19 protein-coding genes are annotated in these 18342 nt (G+C 28.3%); 9 read left to right on the top strand and 10 right to left on the bottom strand.

Going from position 1 to position 18342, the window contains the following annotated elements; translation table 11 throughout:
* Positions 1–2 precede the first annotated feature (2 nt).
* Together ACQY22_RS02425 and ACQY22_RS02420 are read right to left on the bottom strand one after the other, a co-directional pair.
* Positions 3–1172, bottom strand: coding sequence for a hypothetical protein (locus ACQY22_RS02425; RefSeq protein WP_428324959.1), 1170 nt, complete (start codon positions 1170–1172; stop codon positions 3–5).
* 119 nt (positions 1173–1291) lie between these two features.
* Complete coding sequence (locus ACQY22_RS02420) at positions 1292–2305, bottom strand: hypothetical protein (protein WP_428324958.1); 1014 nt, start codon at positions 2303–2305, stop codon at positions 1292–1294.
* Between the two features lie 50 nt (positions 2306–2355).
* Between ACQY22_RS02420 and ACQY22_RS02415 the strand changes: the two genes are divergently transcribed.
* Positions 2356–3861 carry a hypothetical protein gene (locus ACQY22_RS02415; protein ID WP_428324957.1) on the top strand — a complete coding sequence of 502 codons (1506 nt, stop codon included), beginning with the start codon at positions 2356–2358 and terminating at the stop codon, positions 3859–3861.
* A gap of 23 nt (positions 3862–3884) precedes the next feature.
* Entirely contained in the window at positions 3885–4574 is a 690-nt protein-coding gene (locus ACQY22_RS02410) for a cytidylyltransferase domain-containing protein (protein WP_428324956.1), read from the top strand.
* Here the strand turns inward: ACQY22_RS02410 and ACQY22_RS02405 are convergent.
* Genes ACQY22_RS02405 through ACQY22_RS02395 form a run of 3 tightly spaced genes read right to left on the bottom strand, consistent with a single transcriptional unit; the run spans position 4571 to position 6510 of the window.
* The gene (locus ACQY22_RS02405; protein WP_428324955.1) at positions 4571–5146 is read right to left on the bottom strand and encodes a D-sedoheptulose-7-phosphate isomerase; all 576 of its coding nucleotides are present in this window, start codon (positions 5144–5146) and stop codon (positions 4571–4573) included. The genes ACQY22_RS02410 and ACQY22_RS02405 overlap by 4 nt on opposite strands.
* Before the next feature lies 1 nt (position 5147).
* A complete protein-coding gene (locus ACQY22_RS02400) occupies positions 5148–5978 on the bottom strand; it encodes an N-acetylneuraminate synthase family protein (RefSeq protein ID WP_428324954.1) in 831 nt (276 codons plus the stop codon).
* A 43-nt stretch (positions 5979–6021) separates the two neighbouring features.
* Positions 6022–6510 carry a KdsC family phosphatase gene (locus tag ACQY22_RS02395; protein ID WP_428324953.1) on the bottom strand — a complete coding sequence of 163 codons (489 nt, stop codon included), beginning with the start codon at positions 6508–6510 and terminating at the stop codon, positions 6022–6024.
* Between the two features lie 52 nt (positions 6511–6562).
* On the opposite strand from ACQY22_RS02395, the gene ACQY22_RS02390 reads away from it, so the two are divergent.
* The 6 genes from ACQY22_RS02390 to ACQY22_RS02365 all read left to right on the top strand — a co-directional run bounded on the left by ACQY22_RS02390 (position 6563) and on the right by ACQY22_RS02365 (position 13562).
* Positions 6563–7348 carry a glucose 1-dehydrogenase gene (locus ACQY22_RS02390; protein WP_428324952.1) on the top strand — a complete coding sequence of 262 codons (786 nt, stop codon included), beginning with the start codon at positions 6563–6565 and terminating at the stop codon, positions 7346–7348.
* Positions 7349–7367: 19 nt separating this feature from the next.
* Complete coding sequence (locus tag ACQY22_RS02385) at positions 7368–8291, top strand: TylF/MycF/NovP-related O-methyltransferase (protein ID WP_428324951.1); 924 nt, start codon at positions 7368–7370, stop codon at positions 8289–8291.
* On the top strand, positions 8288–9634 hold the full coding sequence (locus ACQY22_RS02380; RefSeq protein ID WP_428324950.1) for a sulfatase family protein: 1347 nt from the start codon (positions 8288–8290) through the stop codon (positions 9632–9634). The genes ACQY22_RS02385 and ACQY22_RS02380 overlap by 4 nt, the downstream gene beginning before the upstream one ends.
* A 1-nt stretch (position 9635) precedes the next feature.
* Positions 9636–10970 carry a sulfatase family protein gene (locus ACQY22_RS02375; protein ID WP_428324949.1) on the top strand — a complete coding sequence of 445 codons (1335 nt, stop codon included), beginning with the start codon at positions 9636–9638 and terminating at the stop codon, positions 10968–10970.
* A 70-nt stretch (positions 10971–11040) separates the two neighbouring features.
* A complete protein-coding gene (locus ACQY22_RS02370) occupies positions 11041–12411 on the top strand; it encodes a hypothetical protein (protein ID WP_428324948.1) in 1371 nt (456 codons plus the stop codon).
* Positions 12412–12434: 23 nt separating this feature from the next.
* Positions 12435–13562: a sulfatase family protein gene (locus ACQY22_RS02365; protein ID WP_428324947.1), complete on the top strand. Its 1128-nt coding sequence runs from the start codon at positions 12435–12437 to the stop codon at positions 13560–13562.
* Here ACQY22_RS02365 and ACQY22_RS02360 read toward each other — a convergent pair.
* The 4 genes from ACQY22_RS02360 to ACQY22_RS02345 are packed head-to-tail and all read right to left on the bottom strand — an operon-like array spanning position 13546 to position 16229.
* Positions 13546–14304 (bottom strand): NTP transferase domain-containing protein, encoded by a 759-nt coding sequence (locus ACQY22_RS02360; protein WP_428324946.1) that lies wholly within the window; start codon positions 14302–14304, stop codon positions 13546–13548. The genes ACQY22_RS02365 and ACQY22_RS02360 overlap by 17 nt on opposite strands.
* The gene (locus tag ACQY22_RS02355) at positions 14301–14855 is read right to left on the bottom strand and encodes a thiamine pyrophosphate-dependent enzyme (protein ID WP_428324945.1); all 555 of its coding nucleotides are present in this window, start codon (positions 14853–14855) and stop codon (positions 14301–14303) included. The genes ACQY22_RS02360 and ACQY22_RS02355 overlap by 4 nt, the downstream gene beginning before the upstream one ends.
* Positions 14848–15336: a thiamine pyrophosphate-binding protein gene (locus tag ACQY22_RS02350; RefSeq protein ID WP_428324944.1), complete on the bottom strand. Its 489-nt coding sequence runs from the start codon at positions 15334–15336 to the stop codon at positions 14848–14850. The genes ACQY22_RS02355 and ACQY22_RS02350 overlap by 8 nt, the downstream gene beginning before the upstream one ends.
* A complete protein-coding gene (locus ACQY22_RS02345) occupies positions 15333–16229 on the bottom strand; it encodes an isocitrate lyase/phosphoenolpyruvate mutase family protein (protein ID WP_428324943.1) in 897 nt (298 codons plus the stop codon). Before ACQY22_RS02345 ends, ACQY22_RS02350 begins: the two co-directional genes overlap by 4 nt.
* A 62-nt stretch (positions 16230–16291) precedes the next feature.
* Here ACQY22_RS02345 and ACQY22_RS02340 point away from each other — a divergent pair, with 62 nt between their 5' ends.
* Positions 16292–17233, top strand: a complete 942-nt coding sequence (locus ACQY22_RS02340) for an iron-containing alcohol dehydrogenase (protein WP_428324942.1) — start codon at positions 16292–16294, stop codon at positions 17231–17233.
* A 5-nt stretch (positions 17234–17238) separates the two neighbouring features.
* Here the strand turns inward: ACQY22_RS02340 and ACQY22_RS02335 are convergent, their stop codons facing one another.
* Positions 17239–18249: an SIS domain-containing protein gene (locus ACQY22_RS02335; protein WP_428324941.1), complete on the bottom strand. Its 1011-nt coding sequence runs from the start codon at positions 18247–18249 to the stop codon at positions 17239–17241.
* Positions 18250–18342: the final 93 nt, after the last annotated feature.

Here is an 18342-nt window from a genome sequence, read left to right as displayed (position 1 = left end):
ATCTATTTTTTTACTCTGTTGATTGGAATAGAAAAATAATGTTCAATGTCTTTGGTACTATCTGATTTTCCTTCATCATCATCATTTCCATCTGGATACCACACTCTCAAAAATCCATTATTATCTTCAAATGCAGATTTTGGTAATTCCCATGAAGGATTTCTATATTTGAAATCATCTATTGTATAATGTGATTGAATCAATAATTCATTTTTTTCATTTCTTTCTAAAATTGTTCCATGAAGTAATGTAATTTTTCCTAAATCTGTCATTAGTGTGAACATGGGTTTAGCACGGCCTGAAACTCCTCCCGAATTAATCATTTGTGAAGCAATTTCAATTCCTCTTTGGACTGATGTTCTATGGTGACCCATACCTTGCATTGGAATACAATGAAATAGATAATGTGATTCAATTCCTAAGTATCTAAAGGTATCATACAATTTATTGAGTACTTCAACATCGTCATTAACACCTTTCAATAAAACTGATTGATCATAAATTTTGAAAGCTGCTTTATAGAGATCTGTATATGCTTTTCTAGCCTCAACAGTTAATTCAGATGGATGATTAATGTTAGTTCCAATTTCTAATTTGATTGGATCAACTGATTTGAGAATATTTACTAATTCGGAATTTACTCTTAATGGATCTTGAACTGGAACTCTTGTTCCTATTCTAATAATTTCTATATTTGGAGCAAATTTGTTCACTTGTGAAAAAATAAATTCTAATCTTTTTGGAACCATTAATGGATCTCCTCCAGTAATTAGAATTTCTTTCAAATCATATTTTACTTCATCACTTCCACAATATTTTGCAAAAGTAGTGATTTCTTCTTCTGTTAATCCAAATTGTGGGTATTGACCTCTTAGGCACCATCTACAATGTGCTGCACAAACCATTGTAGGTTCCAATAGAATTGTTCTCCTATACAATCTCTCAACACCTCTTAATGCTTTTCCTTCATAATGAACATGTATCTCTGATTGGTAGTGTCTTAAACGATCTTCATGATTGATTTCATCTTCTTTTGATGATTTTAGATATTGTTTTTCAAATGCTTTGTATTCTTTTGAATCAATTCCATATTTTTCACTAGCTTCAACAAGTTTTTGTTGAAGATAAGGTGTTAGTTTTTCAGCAAAGTTTGAATTTTTTGCTCCAGCCATCTTAATCTCTCAAATTGATTTCCATGTTAAATATCATTATGATATTAGTGTTCATTTGGCTATTATTCCATTGATAGATATTAAAACAATTTGAATATATTAATGCCCAAAGAGCAATTCTATTTTATCATTTCAAAAATTTCTTTTGCTATGCGTTTATTTCCTTTCCCATCTATCATATTTTTTCCATTCATGGCATATTTTTTGTAGTCATTAGAGTTATTCATTAAGTTGAAAACCATTTTTGGCATTTTATCAAAATTGATTTTTTTATAATATCCTAGATATTTCATACAATTATAATCCGAAGTTTTTTTTGCATAAATATCATTTTCAATTGAATGACTTAACACGATTGATGGAATGCCTACAAAAAATGCCTCACACGTTGTGATTCCAAATGTAAAAATCCCTATTCTATTTTTTGACATAAGAGGAATCAATCCATTATTCTTAAAAATTAATGAAAATCGCTCATCGTTTTTGATTGATGAAAGAATTTTTTCATGATTTGAAAAAAATCTACCAATTACTATATTCATATGAAATTTGTGTTTCGTTTTTTTGAATGAATTGATAATTTTTAGTGTAATATTTCTTTTATCTGAACCTCCCATAGAAACTAAAATTGATTTTTTGTCTTTTACTGCCATTTTCTTCCTTTGAAAATTTCCTAATTGCATATATTTTGGCCCAATTAATAATTTATCAGAAAATTTTTTTGTAATGTTTTTTGGATATTGTTCTTTAACCCATGGCCATACTATCAAATCCGCAAATAAACTATTTTTATTAGTATTATCGATTACAACTGTTTTACAAATTTTATTTAATTTAGAAAAATATGTCTTGTTTTTAGATTTTTTAACATCAATAATAGTACAGTCAAAATTAATTTTTTTATGTAGTTTCATTAATTCAGATAATTCTTTTTCATCATTTGATAAGTTTGAGAATATAAAAAATGGAAATTTTGCTTCTTTTATTATTTTAATTGATTCCTTTTCATTTTTTATCAAAAAGTATGTTTTAATTTTTAATTTTTTTAATTCTTTTGCTAATTGAATGCTCCTTGAAAGATGACCCATTCCAAGTCTTTTATTTGCATCAACACGAAATATAATACATTTCAAAATATAACTAAAATTTTAAATGCTAATTATTAAACCCAATGTTAAGAAAATTGAAAAAGAAAATAATTTTTTGGTTAAATGCTGGTATTACTCAATTTGCAATTGCATATTATTTGCAAAAAAATTTTGATTGTGATTTATATGCTGTAATTGATATTACTAATAGACCAAAACCATTTTTTCAAAACCAACAACTAGTTAATTTTAAAAAAATTTGGTTTTTACATGATAACATTAATTTTGACAAAGCACCAAATTTAGAATATTTAAAAAATTTTGAAATAAGAAATGATATAAAATTGTGGACTCTTTTACTTAATGATAGAATTTTTAATCAGTACAATGAAATTTATCATTTTAACGAAAAAGAAATGCTTTCAATTATCACTCAGGAATGTGACTTGTTTGAAGATATTTTAGATCATGTACAACCTGATTTTTTTATTACTGAAGAAACAGCTTTACGCCATCATCATTTGTTTTATCTATTATGTAGATCTAGAAAAATTCAAACTTTAATGTTGAATCATGCAAATTTCCAATCTTTTTGTTACATTTCACAAGAGAGACATAAATTTGATAATTTGGATTCATTTCAAGGTGATTCTAAGAATTCAAGATCTTTTTCTGATTTAAAAAAACTATTAAAAGAAAAACCCTTAGTGAAACATCTTTTAGAATTTAATGAGACACAAAGATCCTCTAAAGATAAAATCAACGCTGGTCTTGAATTTTTATCTTCTCCAAATACAAATTTAGAAAATAATTATTATTATTTTGGACGAAATAAATTTAAGGTTTTAAATTATGAAATTTCAGAAATTTTAAAAAAACGTTCTAGACAAAAATTTATTGATGAAAATTTATTAAAAACTTTTGATACTGATGAAAAATTTATTTTCTTCCCATTACATCAAGAACCCGAACGTTCTTTATTGATAGCAGCACCGTATTTTACTAATCAGATCGAAATTATTCGTTTTATCGCCAAATCGATCCCTATTGATTACAAATTATATGTTAAAGAACATCCTACACAAGGCCCTGTCAGAGGATGGAGAGATATTGAATTTTATAAAAATATAATGTCCATACCTAATGTACGTCTTCTACATCCTTCTCTAGATTCTGAAAAATTAATTCAAAGCTCTTCTTTAGTAATATCTATTGGTGGGACTACATCTTTTGAAGCTGCATTTTACGAAAAACCATCAATGGTTTTTGCGGATTTGGGTTATAATGTTCTTTCTTCAGTAACTAAAATCAATTCAATTACTGAATTACCAACACTAATTTTATCATCTTTAAAAAATTCAGTAAGTGCAGTTGAATTAGATAGTTATGTTAGATTGTTAGAAAATAATTCTTTTTCCTATGATTATTTGGAATTTGAATTATTATACCATAAAGAATTCTATCATGGTGGAAATCTTGTTGATGTAGAGATTCCTGAAGAAAAAATGGTATCCTTTTTAACAAAGCACAAAGAAAAATTGGAATTCCTTACTAGTCAATATATTAAAAAAATCGAATTATTTGATAAACAAGAAATTTAAATCATTATTTTATGATTTTTATTATGAAAATTTTATGTGTTATTCCTGCAAGATCTGGTTCAAAAGGTGTTCCTTGTAAAAATATTCGTATGATTAATGGAAAACCACTTTTAGCTTATGCTATAGAAAGTGCAATATCGTCACAGTGTTTTGATAAAATTGTTGTATCTACAGAAGAAGAAAAAATAGCAACAATTGCAAAACAATATGGAGCTGAAGTTCCATTTTATCGACCAAAAGACTTAGCACAGGATGAAACTACCTCTGATGATGTCATTTTACATGTTTTAGAGGAATTAAAACAACAAGGTCAAACATTTGATGTTGTGGTCTTACGAGATTGTACTGTGCCTTTCATTGATGAGAATGATATTCAAGGTGCAATTAAATTATTTAGTAATAGTTCTTGTGACGCTGTATTTTGTGCAATTATGGCTCATCCAAATCCTTATTTTGGAATGATGGAACCTAATGAACAAGGATTTTTGATTCCCTCAAAAGTTTCACCATTATCCATCACTAGAAGACAAAATGCACCTGTGGTTTTTGATGTGGATGGCATGTTTATTCTAGATGTACAAAATTTCCTTAAAACAAAAAAAATTTCGTCAGGCAAAATCATTCCTTATGAAATTTCCAAAGAGCATGGGCATATGATTGATTTTGAATTTGATTTTAAAGTTGCAGAATTATTAATGAAAGAAAAATCTTAATTTTTACTAAAATTATCTTCCACTATTTCGCAAATAAAATGCAAAATTAATCTGTGAACTTCTTGAATTCTTGGTGTTGATTTTGAGGGAATTGCTATTTCTACATCTGATAAATTTGATAATATTTTTGATGTATTTCCTGTTAAGCAAATTATTTTTGCACCTTTCCGTTTTGCTATTTTTACTCCATTTACCACATTTTTTGATTTTCCACTAGTAGATATAGCCACAACAACATCATTTTTTCTGACCAGGGATTCGGATTGACGTTCAAAAATTTTTTCAAATCCGTAGTCATTCCCAATTGCTGTAATAATAGATGTATCTGTAGTAAATGATATTGCAGGCATGCTTTTTCTTTCTTTTTGAAATCTACCGATAAATTCTGCAACAAAATGCTGTGAATCAGCTGCACTACCTCCATTTCCAAATGCAATAATTTTACCATTTTTTTCTAAACATTTAGAAATAATATTTGCCGATTCACTAATTTCTTTTTTTAATTTTTTTGATTTAGAAATTGTATTGATACTGTCATCAAATAACTTCTCAATTTTTTTTTCGTAATTCATTTTAATCTAAGTTTCTAAGTTTTTTCATAACTGGTATTTCTGATGGCCAAACTTTTTTGACTCCATCTCCTAACACTGTATCGATTCTTCTAATATCTCTGACTAGTCTTTCTAATCCTTGTGGCTCTAACGATGCTGATTGATCTGAGCCATACATAGAACGATCTAACGTTATGTGTCGTTCAATTGATGTTGCTCCTAAAACTACTGCTGTAACACATATCAAATATCCTAATGATTCATGTCCACTATATCCAACCTTGCAATCAAATTCTCTTTTTAACGTCTCAATACATTTTAGATTTGATTCTTCAATTTTCATAGGATATGAGCTATTGGAATGCTGTAATTCAAATGGGCAATTATATTTTTTAAAAACATTTACTGCATTTCTAATTTCTTCTAATGTACTCATTCCTGTTGAGATAAAAGTTTCTTTCTTTTCTTCTGCAATTTTCTCTAATACTTCTATATTTGTTAATATTGCAGATGCAACTTTGTTGTGTTTTAAATTATATTTTCTAAGAAATTCTTGACTTTCTGTATCCCATGATGATGCATACCATTCAATTTCTTTATTTTTACAATACTCGTCAATGACGTCATATTCCTTCTCTCCAAATTCTAATCCCATTTTTTGTTCCCTTGTTGTTTTACCCCAAGGACTTTCTCTTGGGGAATCTAGAGCCTCTTTTGAATATACTTTTTCGATTGTCCTTTTTTGAAATTTTACTGCATCACATCCCGCGTTAACTGCAACATCGATCAATTGTTTTGCAATATCGATATTGCCATTGTGATTAATTCCTATTTCTGCTGTGACAAAAACCATTTTTACTCTGTTCTTTGAAATTTTTGTTGTTTAATAAAATTTGTTAACTATTATTTTGAATTAACAAATCTGCAACTTCTCTAAATGCCCCTTCGCCGCCTTTTTTTCCACACACATAATCTACAATTTTTTGAACCTGATTAATTGCATCTTTTGGCGAAGCTGAAAATCCCACTTTCTTTAATAATCCTATGTCATTAATGTCATCTCCTATGTAAGCAACTTGATCTGAATTAATTTTGTATTTTTTACAAACTTCTTCTAGAACCTCTTCTTTATTCTGTATACTTTCATAAAGTTGTTCAATTTTCATCTTTTTTGCCCATTTTTTAACCATTATTGTTTTTTCTTTTGTTACGATAATTGTTGGTATTTCATTTTTTCTCAATAACGTCACTCCCATTCCATCTCTAGTATGAAATTTTTTCATTTGATCCCCCTTTATTGTATAATACATGCCACCATCTGTTAACACACCATCTACATCAGTAAGAAGAATTTTAATATTTTTTGCTTTTTTTACTTTATTCATTATTAAGAAGAAAACTAAATATCATTTATATCGTTATGTGATAACAATCTGTATGTCGTACTTAGATTCTTTATTTTCATTAAATGAGAAAATAGCTATAGTTACTGGTGCTGCTCGTGGAAATGGAAAAGCTATATCACATGCCTTGTTAAAATCTGGCGCAACTGTAATTTTAGTAGATGTATTAAAAAATCAATTAATTTCAACTGCTAAAGCATTTCAAAAAAATAATCTCAAGGCTTTTCATTATCATTGTGATATTACAAAAAAAAGTCAAATTTTAAAACTAAGACAATATGTTGAAAAAAATTTTGGAAGGATAAATATTTTAATAAATAATGCTGGGGTCTCATTTTCACATCCTACAATTAGTTATCCTGAAAAAAGTTGGGAAAAAACATATGCTGTAAATCTCAAAGCCCCTTTTGTTTTATCTCAGGAATTTGCAAAAATTATGAAACGTAAAAAGAATAATGGTGGTGTTATCATCAATATTACTAGCCTTAATGCTGAATTGGCTTTTCCCAATAATCCTGCATATCAAGCTTTTAAAGGTGGATTGAAACAACTTACAAAATCTTTAGCATTAGATTTTGCTAATTATGGAATAAGAGTAAACAGTATTGGTCCTGGATATTTTAGAACAAATATGACTGAAAAAAGTTGGCTTGATTCAAAAAAACAAAAAGAACGTACAAATCAAACTATTTTGAAACGATGGGGTACTCCTAATGATTTAAGTGGTGTTGTGGTTTTTTTGTCATCTGATGCATCATCCTATATTACTGGTCAAGATATCTATGTTGATGGTGGTTGGTTAGTAAAAGGTATATCATGATAATTATTTAGTGAACAAAATGGAAAATTTTTCTAATACATCAATTAAAGAATTTCAAAATCAAAAAATAATTTTGTTTGGAGCCTCTAGTAGAGGCAAACGTGTCTTAAATAATCTTCTTTCAAAAGGATTTGATAAAAATCTCATACTTTTTTGTGATAACGATCCAAAAAAATATGGAAAGAAAATTTTTGGAATTCCCATTATAAATCTTGAAGATCTGAAAAAATTTCCTCTTGATACTAATATTTTCATTTCAAGTTCTATGTTTAATGAAATCCAAACTCAATTAACAAACTTGGGATTTACCAATATTCATTATTTTCATAATTTGCTTTTTTCTGATCATGTATTTGAAAAATATAATTCAGAATTTCTTGAAATTATAGAAAAAGTTAATCAAGAATGTTTTTTGGATGATGAAGAAAAATACACTTTGTATTCTTCCCTAAAAGCTACCTTTGCTTTAGATGGAAATATTGCTGAACTAGGAGTATACAAAGGTGGTTCTGCAAAAATCATTTGTGAATTAAAGAAATCTAAAACATTATTTCTTTTTGATACATTCGAAGGATTACCTGAAACTTCAAAAAATGATAAAGTGCAATCTGGATGGTTGTCTGATACTTCTTTAGACTCAGTAAAACAATATCTTTCAAAATATGATCATGTGCATTTCCTTCAAGGTATTTTTCCAAAAACTACTGAAACTTTGAACGATGAAACTTTTTGTTTTGTACATCTTGATACTGACCTATATCAAAGCACTCTTGATGCATTAAGTTATTTTTGGCCTCGTATGGTGTCAGGGGGAAGAATTGTTTCTCATGATTATAATGCACCTGATGTTGGAGGTGTAAAACAAGCTTTTGATGAATTTTTTCAAGATTTTCCAGAAAAAATTATTGAAATAGCTGATACTCAAGTAATGGTAATAAAATGAAACCCAATATTCTGCTATTAATAATTGATGGATTACGTTCCGATAAATGCTTTGGCAGTTCAAAAACTTCAAAAACTCCTAATATTGATTTTTTAATACAAAATGGAACTTATTTTTCTCAAGCAATCAGTTCATCTGATGGTACACGAACATGTGTTGGGAGTATTCTAACAGGGCAATATCCATTTACCAGTGGTTTAACTACGTTTCACAATCACCATAAATCAACTGTATTTTTTGATTATTATAAAAAACAAAATTATTCTCTTTTTGCAACTGTTCCTGATGTAGATTTATGGAAAACATTAACAAAAAATTTTGATGGTGTAGATCTAATCCCAAAACCATATGAGTATTTGTTTGGTGGAACTGGAAAAAAAATTTTAAAACAATTAGATGATGCAAAAAATTCTCAACCTTGGATATATTATGTACATATTATGGATTTACATAGAAGTGTAAATTTTGCAATTCCTGAAAATTTTAAAGATGAACAATTTGGCAATAATGATTATGAAAAAATGGTTTCTGGTATAGATTACTGGATAGGAAAATTTTTAGAAAAAATTGAATTAAAAAATACTGTAATAATTATAACATCTGATCATGGCGAATTTATTCCTATTTCAAGCATTAATCATGAAATTACTTATATGCCAACATTAGTAAAACTGGGACAAAAAATTAAAAAAATTCTTCCTAGCTATTTTGATAATGTTGGATTAAACATATTTTTGAAAATACGCAATTTATTAGTACCAATAAAAAAATTTGTTCTCAAGTCAAAATATTCTTCTGAAGAAATTCGAACTCTAAATATACGTGGTACAAAGATGAATTGGGAACTTTATGATGAAGTAGTGAGAATTCCATTATTGTTTTCAGGATATGATATTCCCACTAAAATAATATCCTCTCAAGTAAGACAAATCGATATTTTCCCAACTGTTAATTCAATTTTGAATATTCCAAAAATTGTTGAAAATATTGAAGGCAAAAGCCTTCTATCCTCTATTTATGGAGAAAAAATAGATGATATGGTTGCTTTGATGGAAAATCAATTACTTGATCCAAATGATAATGATATCGCAATTGGTATTCGTACTCCTAATTACAAATATTTTAGAGATATATCTAATAAAAATCGAAAAACCTTTTTGTTTGATCTAAAAAATGATCCTTCTGAAAAAATCAACATTGCATCTACAAAACCAGATATTGTTCAAGAAATGGAATCTTTGTTATCTAAACATAGAAAACATGAAAATAATTTAACACCTGAATCTGATGATGAAGAGATTTCCAAAATAAAAGACGAACTTAAAAAAATGGGTTACATTTAGCATGCGTCAAAACATACTTCTGATTGTAGTTGATTCTTTAAGATACGATAAATTTTTTGGCCCATTAAAAACAGCTAAAACACCTAATATTGATAAGCTAATTGATAATGGTTTTATTTTTACAAATACTATTAGTAGTACTGATAGTACGTATTCATCTTTAGGAAGTCTTTTTTCTGGAAAACATCCTTACAACCATCAAATAAGTTGGTTTAATAATCATTCTAAAGTAATTAACTATTTTGAATTCTTAAAAAATAATAATTACAATCTAAATGGCACGTTTCAAAATCAATCATTTTTTCAAACGTTATCCTCAATATTTGATGATGTAGATCTTGTTGATGGACAACCTTACTTAAGACTGTTTGAAGGTCTTGGAGGAAAAATTCTCCAACGTTTAGAAAAAATTAAGAATGCTGAACCTTGGTTTTATTATATCCATTTAATGGATTTTCATATTTCAAAACAACTACCTGATGAATATAATAATGAAGATTTTGGCCAAACAACTTGGGATAAAAGATTGCATATTCTAGATTCTTGGATAGGAAAATTTTTAGAAAAAATTGAATTAAAAAATACTGTAATAATTATAACATCTGATCATGGCGAATTTGATATTGATTTAGATGTAGACTATGGATCAATACCTAAACTTCAAAAATTTTTGAAATCTATTAAATCTAAATCCCCAAAAGTCATTGAACCTTTAGGAGTTGATTTTTTTGTTTTTCTAAGAGAAACGAAGAGAAAATATGTTGAAAGAAAATTGAAAGAACATTCTGCTGATGAAGAATTACAACAATTATCACGACGTGGAAAAACTATTCTTTTTGATGATGTTATTCGGATTCCACTTTTAATTTCTGGTGGTAATGTTCAGCACGGAATGTCAAATCAACAAGTTAGACAAATTGATATTTTCCCAACTATTTATGATCTGTTATCCATAAAAAATGAAAAAGGTTTTGATGGAATTAGCTTAAAACCTTTTTTTAAAAAAAAAGATATCTCTGACTTGATTGGATACATTGAAAGTGCTCCAGATCCTAATGCCAATGATGAACTAGGAGAGTTTGTTGGTATACGAACAGCTAATTTCAAATTTGTTCGTTCAAGGGATAATTCTAAAAATCGAAAAACCTTTTTGTTTGATCTAAAAAATGATCCTTCTGAAAAAATCAACATTGCATCTACAAAACCAGATATTGTTCAAGAAATGGAATCTTTGTTATCTAAACATAGAAAACATGAAAATAATTTAACACCTGAATCTGATGATGAAGAGATTTCCAAAATAAAAGACGAACTTAAAAAAATGGGTTACATTTAGCATGCGTCAAAACATACTTCTGATTAAAAATTAAGAAAAGACATATTTATTTCCAAATTTGACAGATTTTGTGCAAGTAGAAGAGATAGCTAAAAATTCTCAAATGATCAAATCTGGAAAAAATCTCTTAGGTATTTTAAATGACATTAAACGAAGACCTGAAGATGCTGCAAATGAATTAGAAATTCCATTAAATGAAATAACTGACATCATTGAAGGAAAGAAACCACTTACTTCTGATTTAGTAAAAAAAGCAATTAAAATTTGGCCTGTTAATGAACGAGATTTTTACATAATTCAAGATGATTGCCCCTTAGGTGTTAAAATGATGAGTGCAGATGATTCTAAAAAATCTAGTAGAATAATGGATAGGGCTGGTAAGCCATATTATGAATACCGTGATACAGCTATGAGCACTGTTGCCCCATTTAGACCTGAATGGATTTTAGAATTATGTATTGTTAATGATAATGATCCATTAAATCCAAATGTTCAATGGAATAATGGACACTTTATGCATCAATTTACATATTTTATTGGAGATGTAAACTTTTACTATAGAAATTCTGATGGGGAAAAGAAAGTTGCAGTTATGAATACTGGAGATTCTATGTATATCACACCATTTACTCCTCACACATTTACTACTAGAAAGGGCTCTAAAGAACACGGGCTCATATTAGCTTTAACTTATGGAGGAAAACTTACAGGAGATATCCAACAAGAGTTATCAGGATTATCCGTTGAATTGGGTTCTAACTTTGCATTAGATTTTTCATCTAAAGAATCTGCTAGCGCATCATTAATTCAATATCATAGATCTATTGCAAATCTCTCAATTAATGAATTGTCAAAGAGAACTTCCATTTCAGTTGATGACCTAAACTCCTTTGAGAATACTTCAAAAATTCCGTCTTTTTCCCAAATTGAAAGTATGGCAAATGCTCTAACTATTAACATTAGAGATTTACTTCCAAATGACAAAATTGAAGAAAAAGTAATTGTATCTCATCATGAAAATGGTAATACATGGTTTTTTCCAGAAGATACAAAAACCTATCAATTCCGTGAATTAGCTTCTACTACTGCATTACCATTTTCAAAAGCTTTTGAAATAAGTGTACTTAAATCAGAAAATTCTGAATTAGATTTGGAATCTGGATTACATCAATATGTCTACAATGTCGGAAAAAACCCTATTAAATTAAACTGGGAATTCGGTAATGTAAAACACGATGAAATTATTCGTCCTAATGATTCATTGTACCTAAAACCATTCATAAAACATGGATTTAGTGGAGATGGCAAACTATTGGTTTTAAGAATTGGTGGAAAAATTGCAGGTGATTCACAAAGAGAATTGTCAGTTGTTGGAAAAAAGAATGCACAACGTGCAATTTCAGAAACAATGCAATGGTTTGATCCTAAAGGTAAAAATTAATCTTAGAAATTTCTAATTCCATCATGAAGAAAAAAAATGTAATTCTAATAATGATAGATGGAGGAAGACTAGACAGTGCTCAAAATTCTTCTATATTTAATAAATTAAAATCAAAATCAATCTTTTTTTCTCATTCGATCACTTATGGACCACATACAATTGCAGCAATGCATGCAGTTTTTAGTGGATGTTTTGGTTCTAGGACTGGAACAAATAGCTATTGGTCTACATTCAAATTTAAAAAAGACAAATTCAAAACCATCACTGAATATCTAAAAGAAAATGATTATCACACTCATGCTGATGTTATAAATCAGCTAGTGGTTCCAAAACAAGGGTTTGATTCCTATGTCGTACATGATGAATTAAATGATGATTTAACTGAACGCCATAAAATTCTTTTAGATGATATGAATGATAAATCTCAAAATAATGGAAATTTTTTCCTTTATCTTCATTACAGCAAAATTCACACTGGTATAATGAATGAAGTTTTAAAAATATATGATAATTTTAGTAAGGATTTTTTTGAAAATAAGGAAAAAAATAGAATTCGATATCAGAATTTATTTCATGGTGCTGAACTTTATTTAGAACAGATTTTTGAAAAAATTCATCAATTGAAACTTGAAAAAAATTCAATTATTTTGGTAATGTCTGATCATGGAATTAGTATTGGTGAAAAAATTGGTGAACGGGCATATGGTGCTTTTTGTTATGATTATACCCTTAGAACTTTTACATATTTCTTGATACCTGATACAAATTCAAAAGAAATCTCTCAGCAAATAAGAACCGTTGATTTTATGCCTACCATTCTAGATTCATTGAATATTCCACTTGACAAGAAATTTAGTAATTTAGATGGAATATCATTATTGCCTTTGATTCAAGGGGAGATTATTTCAGAAAAATATGCTTTTTCTGAAACAGGCAATCCCCTTAAAGAAAAATCTCCTCCAAAAGAACCAAATGTAAAATCAATTCGTAATTCAAATTGGAAATTAATTTTCAATGAATATGATGGAAGTAAAGAACTATACAATCTTAAATTTGATCCTGAAGAACAAAAAAATCTAATTGGAACTGGGGAAAAAATTGAAGAAATGTTATGGATAGAGTTACAAAATTTAATTAACAAACGTGATTAGGAAACATTTTTTCAGCATTTTTTAAATCTTGCATTGTATCTATTTCACACCATTTTCCTGAAATTAAAATTGGTTCTACATCAATATTCAAATCAACTAATTCTTGAATCATATCTGTTATGTATGCTTTTAATAGTGATGGTGCTTGATGAAATTGTCCAGTGTGATTTTCTATTAATTCATTAAATTTTTTCACAAAAATTTCAGAACCTTTAGATGACAGTTTCAATATGCCCAAAAATTCCCCAACATCTTCATTTTGATTTACAATATTTTTCTGAATTTTTATAATCTGATTTTTATTGTTTAATTGAACATTTTCTGCTTCTGCAATTGGATGTTCTGTACGTCCTACATACATTTCCTCCCAATCCATATCTATCGCAATTGAAATATCTTTTTTTGATTCTAAAATTTGTTGGAGTATTTTGAATTCAAAAATTATGTCTGAATATAAAATTAACACATCATTTTTAATGAAATTTTTAGCTTCCATTAAACTTCCTAAAATGTCATGTTCAATGTAGTTTTGATCTCTGACATATGTAACATCCTCTAAGTGAAATTTCTCACTATTTGGACCCGTTATAACAAAAATTTTTTCAATTCCTGCTTGTTTCAGCGTTGATAGTTGATATTCAATAATCGCTTTCTCATTAATTTTTACCAATGATTTAGGCGTATTTTTTACATCATTACTTATTCTTTTGCCGGAACCTGCAGCTATTATTATGGCATTCATTTTTTCAAGGAACTCATAAACCTCTTTTTAATATTTGGTGGAGTGATATTTACTCTAATACTTTTTTCTCTACTTTTTTCAATTTTTACATGTAGTAATATGGGCCCTTTTTCTTTTTTTATTTTTTGAATAATTTTTTTTAAATGATTTTTTGTGGAGGCTCTAAATGTTTTGTATTTTGCTACATGAGCAATTTTTTCTAATTCTATAACGCTTGAATTTGTTGGTTGACCACCTGTAGATTCATGAGATTTGTTATCAAAAATCACATGAACAAAATTTTTTGGTTTTAATGAACCAATTGTAATTAATGATCCTAAATTCATTAAAATATTGCCGTCCCCATCAAACACAAAAATTTTCTTTTTTGGATTTTTTAATGCAATTCCTAATCCTATTGAAGATGCTAATCCCATAGAACCTATCATGTAAAAATTACTTTCTTTTTCATTTGTTTCATATAGATCTCTACTCATGAAACCATTTGCTGAAATTATTGGGACTTCACCTATTTCATTGGCGATAATATTGACTGCTTCTTTTCTAATCAATGAATTCCCTCTTTATGATCAATCCTATTGATTTACCTTGATTCAATTTTGTTAATGCCCAATCACAAGTATTTTTCAAATTTTTTTCATCCACAATCTTTGATTCTAATCCTATGGTTTTGATTAATTGTGGTTGAATTTTTCCAATTTTTTCATGTTCTGGAGCGTCATTTTTTAAAAAACCTCTCCATCCAATTAACAAAATTATTGGGATTTGATAAAGTTGAACCAGTGAAGTAATTGTGCTGAGAGAATTAGCAAATCCGGCATTTTGCATAAAAACTAATGATTTTTCACCTGAAAGACTCATGCCTGTTGCAATACCTATTGCTTCTTCTTCTCTTGTAGAAATCAAAATTTTCTTTTTGTTTAATCCTTCATCAATAAAATATTTTATGGTAGAATCTGGAACTCCCACGAAGTTTTTTATTCCTTTTTTACTTAAAACATTGTAAAGTTTTCTTTGTGATTTTTCTTTCAATTGATATAACCCATTTTTTTCAAATTTTCTTCAATATGTTTTTCTTGTTCATTTATTTTATACATTTCTTGAAGTCTGAAAATATCTTCCATGTTTGACATGTTTATTTTTATTTCTTCTAAACTTTCATTTTGAATTATTTCTTTTAGAATTTTTGACATTATGTTATGTGCTGCACGTAATGATTGGTTTGCATAAATTACCATTTTAATTTTATGTGATACAAGTTCATTTATTGTAACTGATGGATATGATGTTGGGACAACTACCAAAGGAATTCTTCCTGTCCATTTTTCAGAAAATTCAAAAATTTCATTAGGTGTATTTTTTTTAGAATGGATTAAAATTGCATCTGCTCCTGCATTTTCATATGCCGATGCTCTTTTTAATGCCTCATCCATTCCTTTTTCAGCAATTAGAGATTCAGTACGTGCAATAATCATAAAATCTTCTTCTTTTTTAGCTTCTTTTGCAGCAATAATTTTTCCAACAAAATCTTTTTCAGATAGTAATTCTTGTTTTGAATTTTTTAATAGGCTATTTTGTTTTGGAAAAACTTTATCTTCTATACTTATTCCTGCAATTCCTGCTTTCTCGTATTTTTTTACTGCATGACTAACATTTGCAGGACCTCCAAATCCTGTATCACAATCAGCAATTACTGGTATATTACAAGCATCAACCATGTTTTCAGTGGTTCTTAGGAAATCTGTCATGGTTAGAATACTGGCATCAGGTAGTGCATGTGTTGCTGAAATTGCAAAACTCCCAGCCCAAACTGCGTCAAAACCTGATGTTTCAACAAGCTTTGCTGATAGTGCATCATAAGCACCACCAACCTTCACAATAGATCTTTTTTCCATCAAATTTCTTAATTTTTTACTATTGGTCATTTCTTGTCACCTCGTCTCTTAACTATTGTACTTATAAAGAATATTCAAAAACAAATTATCGTTTGTACACAATTAGACAGCCAAAAAAAATTATTTTTGGGATAAATTCTTGCCAAAATTTTGAATTTCCTGAAAATATACTTTTGATAACATCCTCTGGTGCAAAATCTAGGGGATGGATTAATTATCTTGGTGTGAAAAATTTTGATCTGTTTGATTCAGTTGAACCTAATCCATCTATTGAAACCGTTGAGCATATTTTGACCGAGTTTAGTCAAAATTTTTCTGTAGTTGTGGGCTTAGGAGGCGGGAGTTCATTAGATGTTGCAAAATTTGTTGCAAGTAAAATGAAAAAACCTAAAATTTTGATCCCTACCACCTTTGGTAGTGGAAGTGAAGTTACAAGAATTTCTGTTTTAAAAGTTAATGGAAAGAAAAGGAGTTTTCATGACGATAAATTATTATCTGATATTTCCATAATAGATCCTTTTTTTGTACGAGACGCCCCTATGGAAATTATTAAAAATTCCGCAATCGATGCTTGTGCGCAGTGCACTGAAGCTTTTGATAGTAAACTTGCAAATTATTATACTAAATTTTTGTGTAACAAAGCATTTGACATTTTAGAAAATGCTATTCTAGAAAACAATTACGAAGATTTAGCATATGGTGCATTAATTTCAGGATTGGGATTTGGAAATTCATCCACAACATTGGGTCATGCATTATCGTATGTTTATTCTAATGAGGGAATTTCTCATGGTCATGCATTAGCATTTACCACTACTGTTGCTCATAAATTTAATAATTCTCAATTTTATGACCGATTCAAATATTTAGTTAAAAACCTAAATTTTTCTCCAATAAATCTAGAATTGGATTTGAATGAAGCAACGAAATTGATTCAACTTGATAGAAAACATCTTGATTATAACCCCAAAGAAGTTTCAGATAGTGATATAGTTAACTTACTATCATTAATTAACTCTCAACAAGTTTTCTAAAAAATTCATAGGTGATTTTTTATAAAATTAATAGGTTTGACTGGTGTTGGATCTATTCCTTTTTTTACGGCCAAGTAAATAGAAGTATAATCTAAGAAATAAATCAGATTTATTAATTTAGTAATAATGTTTCCTTCTTTAGAAATAATTTTTTCAAATTTAATTTTATTTAAATTAAAATATTCTTCAAAAATCTCCCATCTCTCTTTAGTTTTGATATAGTCATCTTTTCCTAGGAGTAAAATTGGTTGTGTATTTGATTCCACTTCCCATGCAACAATTCCATTGTGACTTGCCTCTACAACATCTTCTACTATTGCATGTATTTTGGAATTTTCTTGTAGTGAACTCTTAAATCGAATTGCAGCAGCTTCCAAACCCCATGGGTAGTAAATTACAGGAATTGAAGTAAGTGAATTTGCTAATTTTAATGCTCCATTTGACTCTGAAATATTTTTTGAAGAAATTTCTTTTCCTGTATCTTCTAACTTTTCTAGAGAATTTAATATATCTTGAATATCTACTGGAATATTTGATTCCAAAATTTTTAACATTGAATACAAAAAGCTTACAAATGAAGCTCTTGGTGAATGATATTTTTTAATTTTTTTAAATTGAATTGTATTTTCAATACAAAATTTTTCCATTTTCCCGCCTGAAGAAAAAGCAATAACTTTACATCCAATTTTTTGAGCTGCCTTTAATACGGACAATGTTTCAACCGTATCTCCAGATACACTAGTTGTGACAACTAAAGTATTGACATCTACTGAATTTGGCAAAAGATAACCTTTAACGACATTTACGTGTAAACTAGTTTTGGATAATATTGCAGAAAAAAAATCACCTAATGTACCTGACCCGCCCATTCCTGCAAAAACAATATGTTTGACTTCTCCAAAATCTATAGATTCTAAATTAGAATGATAAGATTTTCTCGCTATTTCTGGCCAATTATCATAAATCTCAAACATTTTTTTAGAATCTATTTTTTCTAGTTCTGCTTTGCTAATCATAAAAATTTCTAACTCTGATTAAATATACTGTTTAAAAATTCTTTTTCAAAGAATTTAGTCCTTTATTTCGTTAAAATAGGGTATTTTTTTTTA

Origin of the sequence: Candidatus Nitrosopumilus sp., assembly GCF_965263415.1 — an archaeon.
Taxonomy (GTDB): Archaea; Thermoproteota; Nitrososphaeria; order Nitrososphaerales; family Nitrosopumilaceae; genus Nitrosopumilus.
Note: the sequence above shows the minus strand (reverse complement) of the source record. Positions and strands in the feature narration are given on the sequence as shown.

What these genes read in the sequence shown, in the direction of transcription:
- ACQY22_RS02425 (WP_428324959.1), bottom strand. Translation starts at nt 1,172, where the DNA reads ATGGCTGGAGCAAAAAATTCAAACTTTGCTGAAAAACTAACACCTTAT.
- ACQY22_RS02410 (WP_428324956.1), top strand. Translation starts at nt 3,885, where the DNA reads ATGAAAATTTTATGTGTTATTCCTGCAAGATCTGGTTCAAAAGGTGTT.
- ACQY22_RS02405 (WP_428324955.1), bottom strand. Translation starts at nt 5,146, where the DNA reads ATGAATTACGAAAAAAAAATTGAGAAGTTATTTGATGACAGTATCAAT.
- ACQY22_RS02400 (WP_428324954.1), bottom strand. Translation starts at nt 5,978, where the DNA reads ATGGTTTTTGTCACAGCAGAAATAGGAATTAATCACAATGGCAATATC.
- ACQY22_RS02395 (WP_428324953.1), bottom strand. Translation starts at nt 6,510, where the DNA reads ATGAATAAAGTAAAAAAAGCAAAAAATATTAAAATTCTTCTTACTGAT.
- ACQY22_RS02390 (WP_428324952.1), top strand. Translation starts at nt 6,563, where the DNA reads ATGTCGTACTTAGATTCTTTATTTTCATTAAATGAGAAAATAGCTATA.
- ACQY22_RS02385 (WP_428324951.1), top strand. Translation starts at nt 7,368, where the DNA reads ATGGAAAATTTTTCTAATACATCAATTAAAGAATTTCAAAATCAAAAA.
- ACQY22_RS02380 (WP_428324950.1), top strand. Translation starts at nt 8,288, where the DNA reads ATGAAACCCAATATTCTGCTATTAATAATTGATGGATTACGTTCCGAT.
- ACQY22_RS02375 (WP_428324949.1), top strand. Translation starts at nt 9,636, where the DNA reads ATGCGTCAAAACATACTTCTGATTGTAGTTGATTCTTTAAGATACGAT.
- ACQY22_RS02365 (WP_428324947.1), top strand. Translation starts at nt 12,435, where the DNA reads ATGAAGAAAAAAAATGTAATTCTAATAATGATAGATGGAGGAAGACTA.
- ACQY22_RS02360 (WP_428324946.1), bottom strand. Translation starts at nt 14,304, where the DNA reads ATGAATGCCATAATAATAGCTGCAGGTTCCGGCAAAAGAATAAGTAAT.
- ACQY22_RS02345 (WP_428324943.1), bottom strand. Translation starts at nt 16,229, where the DNA reads ATGACCAATAGTAAAAAATTAAGAAATTTGATGGAAAAAAGATCTATT.
- ACQY22_RS02335 (WP_428324941.1), bottom strand. Translation starts at nt 18,249, where the DNA reads ATGATTAGCAAAGCAGAACTAGAAAAAATAGATTCTAAAAAAATGTTT.